The organism is Nocardioides sp. LS1, assembly GCF_003865225.1.
Taxonomy (GTDB): domain Bacteria; phylum Actinomycetota; class Actinomycetes; order Propionibacteriales; family Nocardioidaceae; genus Nocardioides; species Nocardioides ginsengisegetis.
In genome coordinates this window covers 729,961-744,640 of the sequence record NZ_BIFF01000002.1, presented here as the reverse complement: position 1 = coordinate 744,640, position 14,680 = coordinate 729,961, and the positions used below count along the sequence as shown (strand labels likewise).

Below are 14,680 nucleotides of genomic sequence, written 5' to 3'. Positions count from 1 at the left end.
GACTCGGATTCTGCGGGCCGCACAACGACGGATAGGCTGTCCGGGTCTGCCGGGCGACTCCCGGCGTGACTCATCAGCATGTGAGAGGTTTCCCGTGGGTTCTGTCATCAAGAAGCGGCGCAAGCGCATGGCCAAGAAGAAGCACCGCAAGCTGCTGAAGAAGACGCGCGTCCAGCGTCGCAAGCTCGGCAAGTAGCCACCCCATCGGACCGTCATGGGCTCGGTAGGCAGGGTCGGCAAGGTCGTTCTCGTCACCGGGGTCTCACGTGACCTCGGTCGGCGGTTCGCGCGTGCCGTGGCCTCCGACCCGGCGGTCTCCCGGGTCATCGGCGTCGACGTCGTCCCCCCTCGCGGGGATGTCGGAGACGTCTCGTTCGTGCGGGCCGACATCCGCAACCCCGTCATCGCGAAGATCATCGCCAAGGAGGACGTCGACACCGTCGTCCACATGAGCGTGATCGCGACCCCCGGATCTGCCGGGGGGCGCAACACGATGAAGGAGCTCAACGTCATCGGGACGATGCAGCTCCTCGCGGCCTGCCAGAAGGCGCCCAGCCTCCAGCACCTGGTCGTGAAGTCGACGACGACGGTCTACGGCGCCAGCAGCCGCGACCCGGCCATGTTCACCGAGGACATGGAGCCGCGGCGCGCGCCCCGGGCGGGCTACGCCAAGGACGTCGCGGAGATCGAGGGCTACGTGCGCGGGTTCGCCCGGCGCCGGCCCGACGTGCGTGTGACGATGCTCCGCGCGGCCAACGTGATCGGCCCCAACGTCACCAGCCCGATCACCTCCTACTTCCGGCTGCCCGTCATCCCCACGGTCCTGGGGCACGACGCCCGGATGCAGTTCCTGCACGAGCAGGACCTCATGGACGTGCTCTCCCACGCCGTGCGCAACGACGTCCCCGGCACCTTCAACGTCGCCGGCGACGGCGTGCTGATGCTCTCCCAGGCCGTACGCCGGATGCAGCGGCCCTCCGTGCCGATGCCGGCCTTCGCCGTGGGCAAGGTGGGGTCCACCCTGCGCCAGGCACGCGTCGCGGAGTTCTCTCCCGAGCAGCTCAGCTTCCTCACCTACGGGCGTGGGGTCGACACCACCCGGATGCGCCGGGTGCTCGGCTTCGACCCGAAGTACTCCACCGCCGAGGCGTTCGCCGACTTCGTCTCGCTGCTCCCGCCGACCGGCGGCCGCTCCGAGCGGGTGCTCGCCGGACTGGCCCGTCAGCTGCCGCCGCCCGGCCCGACCCTCCCGCCGCCCCCCGAGCCCGTAGGAGCCGACCATGGGTGACGCCGAGATCATCCCGATCGGCACGCGCGGCCGACCCGGTCGCGGCACCGGCAAGGCGCCGAGCTCCGCCGCCCGCAGCCTCGCTCCCGGGGCGCGCCCGGCGGCCGCCGCCCAGCGCAAGGCGGCGCCCAAGGCCCCCACCGAGCCGGTGCTCGAGCACGACGACGAGCAGGTGATCGAGATCCCCGTGGCCGACGAGGCGCGGGTGCCGGTCACGACCGCCGAGCGGTCGCCGCTGGGTGGCATCCCTGCGGGTGACTGGCTGGGCGCCTTCCAGCACGCCGCCCGCGAGGTGTTCGGCGACCAGTGGGAGCCGCAGCTCGCGCGCTTCCTGGCCTTCCTGCGCCGCCGGGTCACCGGCGACTACGTCGTCGACGAGTACGGCTTCGACGCCGAGATCACCCAGCGCTTCTTCATGGCCGCCCTGCGGCCGATCGCGGACAAGTGGTTCCGCATCGAGGTCCGCGGTGCCGAGAACATCCCCACCGACGGCGGCGCCCTGGTGGTCTCCAACCACTCGGGCACCATCCCGGTCGACGGCCTGATGACGATGGTCTCCATCCACGACACGACCGGGCGCTACCTCCGCCCGCTCGGGGCCGACCTGGTCTTCAAGCTGCCGGTCGTGAGCACCCTGGCCCGCAAGGGCGGCGCGACCCTCGCCTGCACCGAGGACGCCGAGCGGATGCTCAGCGGTGGCGAGCTGGTCGGCGTGTGGCCCGAGGGCTTCAAGGGCATTGGCAAGCCCTACTCCGACCGCTACAAGCTCCAGCGCTTCGGCCGGGGCGGCTTCGTCGCGGCGGCGATCCGCACCGGCGTGCCGATCGTGCCGCTCTCGGTCGTGGGTGCCGAGGAGATCTACCCCCTGGTCGGCAACGTGCCGTCCCTGGCGCGGCTCCTGGGGCTGCCCTACATCCCGATCACGCCGTTCTTCCCGCTGCTCGGCCCGCTCGGACTGGTGCCGCTGCCGTCCAAGTGGCTGCTGGAGTTCGGCGAGCCGATCCGCACCGACGAGTACGAACCCGGCGCCGCCGACGACCCGATGCTCGTCTTCAACGTCACCGACCAGGTGCGCGAGACCATCCAGCAGACGCTCTACTCGCTGCTGATGAAGCGGCAGTCCGTCTTCCGCTGAGGCTGCCGCCGGTCAGGGAGTGGTCAGGCCGCCGGTGACGTCGCCGACGGAGTCGCCCGCGTCCTGGAGGATCTGACCGACGTCGGGCAGCGACGGGCTGGAGGTCGGCGAGGTCGTGCCGCCGCCGGTGAGGCCCTGCGTCAGCGTCCCGATGGGGTCGTTGGCGTTGGCGCCGGTGCCCTGCTGGGTCGTGGTGCCGCCGGCCTGGGTCGTCTGGTCGGGAGGCGTGAGGACGCTGCCCGGGGGCAGGCTGGCGTCGACGCCCGGGACCTGCGGGTGGTTCTTCTTGCCGCCGGGGTTGTTGCCCGGACGGATCGGCGAGCCGGCGGTGTGCACGGCGCCGGTGGCGTCGGTGCCCGAGGCGACGGGGGCGAGGATCGACGGGATCTGGGTGATGCCGCCCGCGCACGTGGGGCAGGCCTGGTGGGCCGCCGCGTCGATCGTGATCAGGACCTGGGCGGCGTGCATGAGCTCGTCGCGGGCCTCGGCCGGCACGACCGGCTCGAGGGCGACCAGCTCGTGGAGGCTGGTGGCGGCGAAGTCGCGCAGCTCGGTGATCGAGGCCTGGTCGCCGCTGTCGGCGTAGTCGGACAGCAGGAGGTCGGAGGCCTCCGCGGCCTGGTCGGTGAAGGTGTTGAGGGTGTCGGCGATGGCGAGGTTGTCCTGGAGGTCGCCGCCGCGGCTGAGCTGGGTGACCTCGTCGAGGCGGCCCGAGGCGTTGGCCAGGAGGGTTGCGCCCTTCTCTCCCTGGCCCATCGCCACGCCCGTCTCGGCGTTCTCGATGGCCCGCTTGATCGGGTAGAGCACGTCGCCGGGCAGTGCGCTCTGGGCGGCCATCGCCATCGAGGTCGTGGCGCCGACCAGCGCGAGACCACCGACGGCGGCGGCGATGCGGCGGTCGCGGGCGGTCTTGCGGGCGGGGAGCGTGAGGCGGGCGGCCTGCTCGTCGATCGCGGCGGGGACGAGGGCGGTGACGGCCTCGGCCAGGAGCTGCTCGCGCAGCGAGGCGACGAAGGCGGGACGGGCGGACACCGGGGGCGTGTCACGGAGGGCGCCGACGAGCTCGAGGAGGTCGGCGTACCGCGCGTCGGACCCGGAGGTCGAGGGAGCCTCGACCTGGGCTGCGAACTCCTCGGCGCGCCGTCGCGCCGCGAACACGGGTGTCATCTCGTCCGTCCTGTCACGTCATCGGCGAGGTCCCGGTGGAGGGGCCTCGACGTGGACATCAACGACGTGTGGGCGGGCGAGGTTACGGCGCAGATCACATCGGTAGTGGGGATTTCAACGAGGGTGCTCATCAGTCCCGGATCCCCTCGGGCATCAGCTTGGCGAGGTTGCGGACCCCGCGCAGCTGGAGCTGCTTCACGGCGCCGTCGCTGCGGCCCAGGACCGCTGCGGTCTCGGCGATCGACATGCCCTGCAGGAAGCGCATGATGAGGCAGTCGCGCTGCTCGTGCGGGAGCTCCTTGAGGGCCTTGAGGAGGACCTCGTTGGTGAGGCCCGCCAGCACCGAGGACTCCGGGCCCTCGGTGGCGTCGTCGTGCAGGCCCATGTCCTCGGTGGTCAGCTCGAGGCGGGTGCGGCCGGCCTTGAAGTGGTCGGTGGCGAGGTTGCGGGCGATGGTCATCAGCCAGGCGCCGAAGTCCTTGCCCTGCCAGCGGAAGTTGGTCATGCTCCGCAGCGCCCGGAAGAACGTCTCCGAGGTGAGGTCCTCGGCCAGCGTCGTGGAGCGGGTGCGGTAGAAGAGGAAGCGGTAGACCGACGACTGGTAGTGGTCGTAGAGCAGGCCGAACGCCTCGGAGTCGCCCGTGCGGGCGAGCTCGACGAGGGCGATCAGGCGGGTGCGGTCGGCCTCGGACTCCTCGGAGGACGTCGCCAGGTCGGCGTCGCCGAAGCCGTCGGGACCCGACGGGTCGCCGAGCGAGGTGTTGACCTCGTCGTCGGCGAGCGCGGACATGAGGAGGAAGACTGCGTCGCCGGGTGCAGTTGCGGCACCGCCGGCGAGGGCCGGGCCGAGGAGCATCTGGGCAACGGCAGCACGGAGCGCGTCGAACCCGCGCTCGAAATCATGGCCGCCCCACGACATGGTGAATGCCCTCCCGATAGCTTCCCCCGAAGCCTTCGTCATGGTACGGCTGTGCACCGAGGCATGTGAACCCTTCGGTAACAAAACGTGGGCCATGCCACGTTGGTAAAGAAGCGGTTCAGCGACGACGTCCGCGCAGGGCCACCCCGGCCGCGACGGCGCCGCTCGTGGCGCCGGCGAGGGCGCCGGCCAGCAGTCCGGCCCGGGCCGCCTTGCGCCCCGTCCGGTAGTCGCGGATCCGCCATCCCGCGTGGCGCGCGTGGGCGCGCAGGCGCGCGTCCGGGTTGATCGCGCAGGGGTCGCCGACCATGGCCAACATCGGCAGGTCGTTGTAGCTGTCGGAGTAGGCCGAGCAGGCCGAGAGGTCGAGGTTCTCCCGCGCGGCGAGCGCCTTCACGGCCTCGCCCTTGGCGGGCCCGTGCAGGAGGTCGCCGACCAGGCGGCCGGTGTAGACCCCGTCCACGTGCTCCGCGACCGTGCCCATCGCGCCGGTCAGCCCGAGGCGCCGGGCGATGATCGAGGCGATCTCGATGGGGGCGGCGGTGACGAGCCAGACCCGCTGGCCCTGGTCGAGGTGGAGCTGGGCGAGCGCGCGGGTGCCGGGCCAGATGCGGTGGGCCATGGCCTCGTCGAAGATCTCCTCGCCGAGCTCCTCCAGCTCCTGCACGGTGTGGCCGGCGATGAAGCTGAGCGCGGAGTTGCGGGCGTCGGCGACGTGGGCGGGGTCCTCGACCCCCACGATCCGGAAGTAGGCCTGCTTCCAGGCGGCCCCGGCGATCTCGCGGGTGGTGAAGAACTTGCGCCGGTGCAGCCCGCGGGCCAGGTGGAAGATGCTGGCGCCCTGCATGACGGTGTTGTCGACGTCGAAGAACGCGGCCGACGTCGGGTCCGCCGGGGTGTCCAGCGCGGTCTCGACCTCAGCGGCGGCAGCGGCAGCCTCGCCGGCCAGGGTCGAGCGCTGCTTGAGGTCCAGCGGCCGGCGGCTCTTCTCGGGCGGCGGGGTCACACGCGCAGCGTAGACCCCATCCGGACGGCTCCGCGGGCCCTGCCCGCGTGTGGAATCATCCCCCCATGCCTGACAAGCCCTCCGGGCACACGGACCTGGCCGACCTGGTCGCGGACGCCGCCGCCGAGAGCCCCGACCGACTGGCGCTCGTCGAGGCAGGGGGCCGCAGCCTCACGTGGGGCGAGCTCGACGACGAGGTCGGGCGGATCGCCACCGGCCTCGGTGCCGCGGGGGTCGTCGCCGGGCACCGGGTCCTGATCGCCGTCGGCAACCGCATCGAGTTCGTGACGACGTACCTCGGGGTGCTGCGCGCCCAGGTCGTCGCCGTCCCGGTCAACCCCCGGGCCACCGCGGGCGAGATCGCCCGGATGATCGCCGACTCGGGGTCCCGGATGGTCGTGACCGACACCGACACGGTCTCGACGGTGCGCGAGGCGGTCGGCCATGTCGTCGCCGCCCTCGAGGGCAACACCGCCGGGCTCGGCGACTTCGACCAGGACCTGCTGTCGCGCGCGGTGAGGCCGCGGATCGTCGTTGTCGGCGGCACCCTGCTGCCGGGGGAGCGCTCCTACGACCACCTGCGCGCCGACACGGCCCGTCCGGTGCCGCCGCTGCAGGACCCCGAGAAGCTGGCCGCGCTCCTCTACACCTCCGGCACGTCCGGCCGTCCGCGGGCCGCGATGCTGACCCACCGCGCCCTGCTGGCCAACATCGAGCAGGTCGCCCAGGTCGAGCCCAAGATGATCCACGGCGACGACGTGGTGCTCGGCGTGCTGCCGCTCTTCCACGTCTACGGCCTCAACGCCGTGCTCGGCGGGGTGCTCCGGCACCGGGCCAAGCTCGTGCTGGTCGACCGCTTCGACCCGCAGGGGACCCTCGACCTCATCGAGGACGAGGCCTGCAGCGTCGTCCCGGTGGCGCCGCCCGTCTTCGCCTACTGGCAGCCGGTCGACGGCCTCGAGGAGCGGCTCGGCCCGGTGCGGCTGATGCTGTCCGGCTCGGCGCCGCTGTCGCCCGAGCTCGTCACGGCGTTCACCGCACGCACCGGCATCCCGGTACACCAGGGCTACGGGCTGACCGAGGCCTCGCCGGTCGTGACCAGCACGCTGTGCAGCCAGGAGCTCCAGGCCGGGTCGGTCGGCGCCGCCCTGCCCGGCATCGACATCCGCCTCGTCGACGACTCCGGACGCACGCCCGCGGGCGAGGACCCCGGGGAGATCCAGATCCGCGGCGCCAACCTCTTCAGCGGCTACTGGCCCGACGGTGCCGGCGGACCCGACGCCGACGGCTGGTGGTCGACCGGCGACGTGGGATTCCTCGATGCCACGGGCGACCTCTTCCTGGTCGACCGGCTCAAGGAGCTGGTCATCGTCTCGGGCTTCAACGTCTACCCGGTCGAGGTCGAGGAGGTCATCCGCGAGGTCGAGGGCGTGACCGAGGCGGCCGTGATCGGTGTCGACGACCCCGTCACCGGCGAGGCCGTGGTCGCCTACGTGCGCTCCACCGACGGTGACCCGGCGACGGTCGAGGCCGCGGTGCGGGCCCACTGCGAGAAGCGGCTGGCCCGCTTCAAGCAGCCCAGCCGGATCGAGGTCGTCGACCAGCTGCCCCTCACGGTGACCGGCAAGGTCCAGAAGGGCCGGCTGCGGACCATGGAGCGCCGCCGCGCCCTCGGCCTGCTCGAGGGCTGAGTGGTGGCCGCCCGCGTCACCCTCTACTCCCGGCCCGGGTGCCACCTCTGCGACGACGCGCGCACCCGCATCGCGGCCGTCTGCCAGGAGCTCGGGGAGGAGTACGTCGAGGTCTCCATCGACGACGACCCCGACCTGCAGGCGCGCTTCGGCGAGGAGATCCCGGTGACCTTCGTCGACGGTCGTCAGCACGACTTCTGGCGGGTCGACCCCGACCGCCTGCGTGCCGCCCTGGCCCGGCCCTGACCCCGCCATGACCCACCGGTAGCACCCCGGAGCGCGTGGGTCATCTCACATGTGCTAGCCGACCCCGTGTGCGGCCCGGCTGGTGGCCCGGACCAGCCTCCCGTCTCGGTTTGTTCTCACGTTCACAAACTCCTACAGTGATCGAGCCGCATGGACGAGAACGGGCTGTTCCCCGCCCGGATCCCGCGGCCGAATCCATAGGCATGGAGACGAGAGCCTTGACCGCACGGACATCCCCCGAGAGCGCCCGGGACATCCCCGAGGCCACCGTCGCTCGGCTGCCCGTCTACCTCCGCGCCCTGACCACGCTCTCCGAGCAGGGCACCGGCACCTGCTCGTCCGAGGACCTCGCCGCCGCAGCGGGCGTGAACAGCGCCAAGCTCCGCAAGGACCTCTCCTACCTCGGCAGCTACGGCACCCGCGGCGTCGGCTACGACGTCGACTACCTGCGCTACCAGATCGCCCGCGAGATCGGGGTGACCCAGGACTGGCCCGTGGTCATCGTGGGCATCGGCAACCTGGGCCACGCGCTCGCCAACTTCTCCGGCTTCCGCAGCCGCGGCTTCCGCGTCGTCGCCCTGCTCGACGCCGACCCGCAGCGCCACCGCGAGGTGGTCGCCGGGATCGACGTACGCCCCTTCGACGACCTCGAGCAGATCGTCCACGACCACGGCGTGGCCATCGGCGTGATCGCGACCCCGGCGCTCGCCGCCCAGGACGTCGCGGACCGGATGGTGGGCTGCGGCATCAGCTCGATCCTGAACTTCGCACCGGTGGTGCTCTCGGTGCCCGAGGGGGTGGACGTCCGCAAGGTCGACCTCTCCATCGAGCTGCAGATCCTCGCCTACCACGAGCAGCGCAAGGCGCACGGCGAGGCAGTCGTCGAGGCCGGGGAGGCCACCGCATGAGCCACTACACCCCACGAAACTGCTCGCTTCGCTCACGCTTCCGCGGGGACCCCGAATGAGCGTCCTGGTCGTGGGCATCTCCCACAACTCCGCACCCGTCTCCCTGCTCGAGCGCGTGGCTCTCGACGCCGACGGCGTGCACAAGCTGGTCCACGACGCGGCCTCGTGCGAGCACGTCACCGAGGCCACCGTCATCTCGACGTGCAACCGGCTGGAGATCTACGCCGACGTCGACCGCTTCCACGGCTCCGTCGAGGAGGTCTCGCGGCTGCTGGTGCAGCGGGCCGGCGAGACCGCCGAGGCGATGCTGCCGCACCTCTACGTCCACTACGACGACGGCGCGGTCTCCCACCTCTTCCAGGTGGCGGCCGGGCTCGACTCGATGGCCGTCGGTGAGGGGCAGATCCTCGGGCAGACCCGCGAGGCGCTGCGGCTGGGCCAGGAGCTCGGCACCGTCGGCTCGGGCCTGAACACCCTCTTCCAGCAGGCCCTCCGGGTCGGCAAGCGCTCGCGCGCCGAGACCGACATCGACCGGGCCGCCCCCTCCCTGGTGACCGCGGCGCTCGAGCGCTCCGGTGCCGCCGTCGGCGACGTCGCCGGCAAGCGGGTCGTCGTGGTGGGCGCCGGTGCCATGGCCGGCCTGTCGACCGCCACGGTGTCCAGGCTGGGCGCCGCCCACGTCACCGTCGTCAACCGGACGGCCGGCAACGCCGACCGCCTCGCGGGGCAGTACGGCGCCCGCCCGGCGCCGCTGGCCCAGCTCCCCGCCGAGCTCGCGCAGGCCGACATCGTGATCACCTGCACCGGCGCCACCGGCGTGCTGGTCACCACCGACATGGTCCGCGAGGCCCGGCCCGACGGCCGGCCGCTGGCCCTCATCGACCTCGCGCTCCCGCACGACGTCGACCCGGCCGTGGCCGACCTGCCGGGCGTCACCCTGATCAACCTCGCCGAGCTGGCCGAGGAGCTGCGCACCTCCGTGACCGGTCAGGAGGTCGGCAACGTCCGCCGGATCGTGGCGCAGGAGGTCGCGGCCTTCCTGTCCGCGCGCCGCCAGGCGAGCGTCACCCCGACCGTGGTCGCCCTCCGCTCGATGGCCACCTCGGTGGTCGACGCCGAGATGGAGCGGCTCTCCGGTCGACTGCCGGATCTGGACGAGGACTCCCGTGCCGAGGTCCTGCAGGCGGTCCGCCGCGTGGCCGACAAGCTGCTCCACCAGCCGACCGTGCGGGTCAGGGAGCTGGCCAACGAGACCGGCGCCGTCTCCTACGCCGCCGCCCTCGCCGAGCTCTTCGCGCTCGACCCCGAGGCCGTCGACGCCGTCACCCGACCGGAGGGACTTGCATGACCGAGCCCGTCCGCATCGGCACCCGCCGCTCCCTCCTCGCCACCACCCAGGCCGGCCACGTCGCCGAGATGGTGCGCGAGCGTCTCGGCCGCGAGGCCGTGCTCGTCGAGGTCACCACCGAGGGCGACCTCAGCCAGGCCTCGGGCGTCCCGCTGGCCGGCTCGTCGAACACCGGTGTCTTCGTCGGCGCGCTCCGGGACGCCCTGCTGCGCGGTGACGTGGACGTCGCGGTGCACTCGCTCAAGGACCTCCCCACCTACCCGCACGAGGGCGTCGCGCTCGCCGCCGTACCCCTCCGCGAGGACCCGCGCGACGTGGTCGTCGCCCGCGACGGGCTCACCCTCGGGGAGCTCCCGGTCGGCAGCCGCGTCGGCACCGGCTCGCCTCGGCGCGTGGCCCAGCTGCACGCGCTCGGCCTCGGTTTGGAGATCGACGGGATCCGCGGGAACGTGGACACCAGGATCGGCAAGGTCCGCTCCGGCGAGTACGACGCCGTGGTCCTGGCCCGTGCGGGCCTGGCCCGGATCGGCCGGCTCGACGAGGCCACCGAGGTGCTCGACCCGCTGCAGATGCTCCCCGCCCCCGGGCAGGGTGCCCTGGGCATCGAGTGCCGGGCGGACGACGCCGATCTGCTGGGACAGCTGGCACTGCTCGACGACCGGCCCACGCACGCGGCGGTCGCCGCCGAGCGCGCGGTGCTGGCCACTCTCGAGGGCGGCTGCTCGGCGCCGATCGGGGCGCTGGCGGAGGTCGTCGAGGGAGAAGACGGGGACGAGATCTGGGTCAGGGCGATCGCCCTGTCCCTCGATGGGGGCCTGTCGGTGCGGATGTCCGCATCGGGGGGCCCGAACGACGCCGTTGGCGTCGGGACCCGCCTGGCGAACGAGATGCTCGCCGACGGGGCTGCACGGCTGGCAGACCGCCTGGAAGACCGCCTGGAAGACACAGACAAGAGGCAGAACGCATGACGCGAGGCAAGACCACCACCACCTCGACCACGGGAGCCACCCGGGGCTGGGTGTCGTTCGTCGGCAGTGGCCCGGGTGACCCGGGTCTGCTCACGGTCCGTGCCGTCGACCTGCTCAAGCAGGCCGACGTCGTCGTCACCGAGGTGCCCGAGCACGCGGGCCTGGTGCGCAGGCTGCTCGGCCTCCCCACACCCGTGGTCGCCGAGGAGGGCGAGGAGCAGGCGCCGGTCGCCGGCCCCGAGATCGTCGACGGCGGCTTCGGCGAGGACGGCCAGCCGCTGACCCACGCGGCCCGGGCCAAGGTCGTCGTCAAGCACGCCAAGAAGGGCGCCCGCGTCGTGCGCCTGATGGCCGGCGACCCGTTCCTCTACGCCTCCGGTCCCGAGGAGGCCCAGTCCTGCGTGAAGGCCGGGCTCGGCTTCGAGGTCGTCCCGGGCGTCTCCTCGGTCAGCGCGGTCCCGGCCTACGCCGGCATCCCGCTCACCACCAAGGACAACCGCGAGATGGCCGTGGTCACCTGCGGTGACAAGGTCGACTGGTCGCAGTACGCCGACAAGCGCACGCTCGTGCTGCTCTCGGCCGTCGGCATGATCGGCGACATCGCCAAGGCGCTCGTCGACGCCGGCCGCTCCCCGCGGACCCCGGTCGCCATGACCCGCGTCGGCACCACCACCGAGCAGGCCACCGTCGTCTCCGACCTCGAGCACGTCGCGGCCGACGCCCGCGCCGCCCGGATGGCCCCGCCGGCCATCACGGTGATCGGCGACGTGGTCGACCTCCGCGAGACGCTGTCGTGGTTCGAGACCAAGCCGCTGTTCGGCTGGCGCGTGCTGGTGCCCCGCACCAAGGAGCAGGCCGGCTCGCTCTCCGAGCGCCTGCGCGGCTACGGCGCCGTGCCGGAGGAGGTCCCGACCATCTCCGTCGAGCCGCCCCGCAACCCGCTGCAGATGGACAAGGCCGTGCGCGGCCTCGTCGAGGGCCGCTACGAGTGGATCGCCTTCACCTCGGTCAACGCCGTCAAGGCGGTCCGGGAGAAGTTCGAGGAGTACGGCCTCGACGCGCGTGCCTTCTCCGGCCTGAAGATCGCCGCGGTCGGTGACAAGACCGCCCAGGCCATCGCCGCCTGGGGCCTGCGCGCCGACCTCGTGCCGTCCGGTGAGCAGTCCGCCGCCGGCCTGCTCGAGGACTGGCCCGAGTACGACGAGCTGCTGGACCCGATCAACCGGGTCTTCCTGCCGCGCGCCGACATCGCCACCGAGAACCTCGTGGCCGGCCTGATCGACCTCGGCTGGGAGTGCGACGACGTCACGGCCTACCGCACGGTGCGGGCCACCCCGCCGCCGGCGCCGACCCGTGACGCGATCAAGACCGGCAAGTTCGACGCGGTCGTCTTCACCTCGTCCTCGACGGTGCGCAACCTCGTCGGCATCGCCGGCAAGCCGCACCCCTCGACGATCATCGCCGTCATCGGCCCCGCCACGGCCAAGACGGCCGAGGAGCACGGGCTCCGGGTCGACGTGCTGTCGCCCAAGCCCGACGTGGACGCGCTGACCGACGCGCTCGCCGACTTCGGCGCCGCCCGTCGCGACGCCATGGTCGAGGCCGGCCAGCCGGTCACCAAGCCGTCCGAGCGCAAGCCCTCCGCCCGCCGGAAGGCCTCCACCTCGCGATGACCGAGCCCGTCGTGCCCCCGGTGTCCGGACCGATCGTCCGGCCCCGTCGCCTGCGCACCACCCCGGCCCTGCGCCGGATGGTCGCGGAGACGTCGCTCGAGGCCCGGCAGCTGGTGCTGCCGGTCTTCGTGCGGGAGGGGCTCGACGCGCCCCGCCCGATCGGCTCGATGCCCGGGGTCGTCCAGCACACCCGCGGGTCGCTGCTCAAGGCCGTCACCGAGGCGGCCGAGCTGGGCCTGGGCGGCGTGATGCTCTTCGGCATCCCCTCGGCCAAGGACGCCGTCGGCTCGGGGGCGATCGACCCCGCGGGGATCCTGAACGTCGCGATCGCCGACGTGGTCGCCGAGGTGGGTGACGCGCTGACCGTGATGAGCGACCTGTGCCTCGACGAGTTCACCGACCACGGCCACTGCGGCGTGCTGGCGGCCGACGGGTCGGTCGACAACGACCGGACCCTCGCGGTGTACGCCGAGATGGCGCGGGCCCATGCCGCCGCCGGCGTCGACATGGTCGGGCCCAGCGGCATGATGGACGGGCAGGTGCGGGTGATCCGCGAGGCGCTCGACGCCGCGCAGCACACCGACGTCTCGATCCTGGCCTACTCCGCGAAGTACGCCTCCGCATTCTTCGGCCCCTTCCGTGAGGCCGTCGACTCCTCGCTGGTCGGCGATCGACGTACCTACCAGCAGGATCCCGGCAACGCGGTCGAGGGCGTCCGGGAGACGCTGCTCGACGTCGCCGAGGGCGCCGACATCGTGATGGTGAAGCCGGCCCTGGCCTACCTCGACGTGATCCGCCGGGTGCGCGACGCCGTCGACGTCCCGGTCGCGGCGTACAACGTCTCCGGCGAGTACGCCATGCTCGAGGCCGCCGCCGCCAACGGCTGGATCGATCGTGAGTCGGCCATCCTGGAGACCCTCACCTCCATCCGCCGCGCCGGCGCCGACATCGTGCTGACCTACTGGGCCGCCGAGGCAGCGAGGCTGCTCGCCCGTCGCTGACCGACGGACCCGCACATGCAGAACGGCCCCGGACCGATGGTCCGGGGCCGTTCTCGTTGTCTGGCTGGTGCTCAGTTGCCCGTCAGGTCGGCCACGCACTGGTCGAACGCGTCGTTGGCGGAGAGCGGGTTGTCGACCAGGCCCTGGGCGAGGCACTCGGCGGTCGCCTGGGCGACGGTGAGCACCTCGTCGACCGGCGGCACGGACGGCGTCGGGAGCGGGGGCAGGGTCGGCGTCGGGACCGGGAGGCCGCCACCGCCGCCACCGCCACCGGGGGTGGCCGGCGTCGTGGGCGGCGGGGTGGTGGGCTGGCCGGGGTCCTGGGTCGGCTCGTTGCCGGGGCCCGGGTTGCCGCCGGTCGTGTGGTGCGGGTGCCTGACCGGGTGGTGGTTGCGGACCGGGCCGCTGTGGACGCCGGTCTCGGGGACGAGGTAGCCGGCGGCGGTCGTGGAGGTCGGCACCGAGGTGAAGTCGCCGTCCATGTAGGCCTGCATGATCGACAGCACCAGGTCGACGTAGCTGCTGGAGTGGTTGTAGCGGTAGACCGAGGCGTGCTGGCCCTTGACCGTCGACAGGTCGTCGTTGCCCGAGCACAGGTAGACCGCGGTCGCCAGCGAGGCGTCGTCGATGTCCTGCGGGTTGCGCTGCGCGTCGCCGTCGGCGTCCACGCCCACGACCGACCAGGTCGAGGGGATGAACTGCATCGGGCCGACCGCGCGGTCGAAGCGGGTGTCGGCGTCGTACTGGCCGGCGTCGGTGTCGCGGATCAGCGAGGTGTTGTGCTTGCCGTTGAGCGCGATGCCGTAGATGCCGGGGTGGGCCACGCCGTTGGCGTCGAGGTGGTTGCCGTTGGTGCGGCCGTGGTCGGACTCGACCCGGCCGATCGCGGCGACCAGCTGCCAGGGCAGGTTGCAGGTCTTGTCGGCGGAGTTGATGACCGTCTCGGCGCGCTGGTAGGCGGCCAGGGCGGCGGACGGGATGCCGGAGGTGGAGGCGGTGGTGACGGCCTGGTGGGCGTTGCCCACGCCGGGAGCGACGGTGCCGGGCACCGAGACGCTGGCCGGGGCCTCGATGGCCTCGGTCGGGACGCTCGTGCCGTCGGGCAGGATCTGGGACGGGTTCTCGTCGGCGGAGGCGGCCTCCGTGGCTCCGACGCCGGCGATGCTGGCCGTCCAGGCAGCCGACAGCAGCGCCAGTGGCACGAGTGCCGAGGCCTTCTGCATGCGACCGAATCGCGGTGTTGACATCGCGTTGCTCTCCCTGTTGTTTCACGCTACCTGTCGTGCTCCCTCAAGCACCACGTGTGACGTGATAACGAATGCTGTCACAG

The 14,680-nt window shown here is 72.5% G+C and carries 14 protein-coding genes; 10 read left to right on the top strand and 4 right to left on the bottom strand.

What is annotated here, in order from left to right; translation table 11 throughout:
- The first annotated feature begins 94 nt into the window (after nucleotides 1-94).
- The 3 genes from EJF31_RS08415 to EJF31_RS08405 are packed head-to-tail and all read left to right on the top strand — an operon-like array spanning nucleotide 95 to nucleotide 2,423.
- Nucleotides 95-196 (top strand): 30S ribosomal protein bS22, encoded by a 102-nt coding sequence (locus EJF31_RS08415; RefSeq protein ID WP_008356322.1) that lies wholly within the window; start codon nucleotides 95-97, stop codon nucleotides 194-196.
- 18 nt (nucleotides 197-214) lie between these two features.
- Entirely contained in the window at nucleotides 215-1,288 is a 1,074-nt protein-coding gene (locus tag EJF31_RS08410; RefSeq protein WP_125036629.1) for an NAD-dependent epimerase/dehydratase family protein, read from the top strand.
- On the top strand, nucleotides 1,281-2,423 hold the full coding sequence (locus EJF31_RS08405) for a lysophospholipid acyltransferase family protein (RefSeq protein WP_125036628.1): 1,143 nt from the start codon (nucleotides 1,281-1,283) through the stop codon (nucleotides 2,421-2,423). The genes EJF31_RS08410 and EJF31_RS08405 overlap by 8 nt, the downstream gene beginning before the upstream one ends.
- A gap of 12 nt (nucleotides 2,424-2,435) precedes the next feature.
- Here the strand turns inward: EJF31_RS08405 and EJF31_RS08400 are convergent, their stop codons facing one another.
- From EJF31_RS08400 to EJF31_RS08390, 3 genes are all read right to left on the bottom strand, one after another.
- Nucleotides 2,436-3,590 carry a DUF5667 domain-containing protein gene (locus tag EJF31_RS08400; RefSeq protein ID WP_125036627.1) on the bottom strand — a complete coding sequence of 385 codons (1,155 nt, stop codon included), beginning with the start codon at nucleotides 3,588-3,590 and terminating at the stop codon, nucleotides 2,436-2,438.
- Nucleotides 3,591-3,720: 130 nt separating this feature from the next.
- Nucleotides 3,721-4,509 carry a sigma-70 family RNA polymerase sigma factor gene (locus EJF31_RS08395; RefSeq protein ID WP_125036626.1) on the bottom strand — a complete coding sequence of 263 codons (789 nt, stop codon included), beginning with the start codon at nucleotides 4,507-4,509 and terminating at the stop codon, nucleotides 3,721-3,723.
- Between the two features lie 118 nt (nucleotides 4,510-4,627).
- On the bottom strand, nucleotides 4,628-5,515 hold the full coding sequence (locus tag EJF31_RS08390) for an HAD family phosphatase (protein WP_125036625.1): 888 nt from the start codon (nucleotides 5,513-5,515) through the stop codon (nucleotides 4,628-4,630).
- Between the two features lie 65 nt (nucleotides 5,516-5,580).
- Between EJF31_RS08390 and EJF31_RS08385 the strand changes: the two genes are divergently transcribed.
- The 7 genes from EJF31_RS08385 (at nucleotide 5,581) to hemB (ending at nucleotide 13,350) form a co-directional block, all read left to right on the top strand.
- On the top strand, nucleotides 5,581-7,206 hold the full coding sequence (locus tag EJF31_RS08385; protein ID WP_125036624.1) for a class I adenylate-forming enzyme family protein: 1,626 nt from the start codon (nucleotides 5,581-5,583) through the stop codon (nucleotides 7,204-7,206).
- A gap of 3 nt (nucleotides 7,207-7,209) precedes the next feature.
- Nucleotides 7,210-7,452 (top strand): glutaredoxin family protein, encoded by a 243-nt coding sequence (locus tag EJF31_RS08380; protein WP_125036623.1) that lies wholly within the window; start codon nucleotides 7,210-7,212, stop codon nucleotides 7,450-7,452.
- A gap of 203 nt (nucleotides 7,453-7,655) precedes the next feature.
- Nucleotides 7,656-8,360: a redox-sensing transcriptional repressor Rex gene (locus EJF31_RS08375; protein ID WP_125036622.1), complete on the top strand. Its 705-nt coding sequence runs from the start codon at nucleotides 7,656-7,658 to the stop codon at nucleotides 8,358-8,360.
- Between the two features lie 55 nt (nucleotides 8,361-8,415).
- Nucleotides 8,416-9,708, top strand: coding sequence for a glutamyl-tRNA reductase (locus EJF31_RS08370; protein WP_125036621.1), 1,293 nt, complete (start codon nucleotides 8,416-8,418; stop codon nucleotides 9,706-9,708).
- The gene (gene hemC / locus EJF31_RS08365) at nucleotides 9,705-10,676 is read left to right on the top strand and encodes a hydroxymethylbilane synthase (RefSeq protein WP_125036620.1); all 972 of its coding nucleotides are present in this window, start codon (nucleotides 9,705-9,707) and stop codon (nucleotides 10,674-10,676) included. The genes EJF31_RS08370 and hemC overlap by 4 nt, the downstream gene beginning before the upstream one ends.
- Entirely contained in the window at nucleotides 10,673-12,349 is a 1,677-nt protein-coding gene (locus EJF31_RS08360) for a uroporphyrinogen-III synthase (protein WP_125036619.1), read from the top strand. Before hemC ends, EJF31_RS08360 begins: the two co-directional genes overlap by 4 nt.
- On the top strand, nucleotides 12,346-13,350 hold the full coding sequence (gene hemB, locus EJF31_RS08355) for a porphobilinogen synthase (RefSeq protein ID WP_221767503.1): 1,005 nt from the start codon (nucleotides 12,346-12,348) through the stop codon (nucleotides 13,348-13,350). The genes EJF31_RS08360 and hemB overlap by 4 nt, the downstream gene beginning before the upstream one ends.
- 71 nt (nucleotides 13,351-13,421) lie before the next feature.
- Here hemB and EJF31_RS08350 read toward each other — a convergent pair whose 3' ends face one another.
- Nucleotides 13,422-14,573, bottom strand: coding sequence for a lytic transglycosylase domain-containing protein (locus tag EJF31_RS08350; RefSeq protein WP_260430709.1), 1,152 nt, complete (start codon nucleotides 14,571-14,573; stop codon nucleotides 13,422-13,424).
- Between the last annotated feature and the right edge of the window lie 107 nt (nucleotides 14,574-14,680).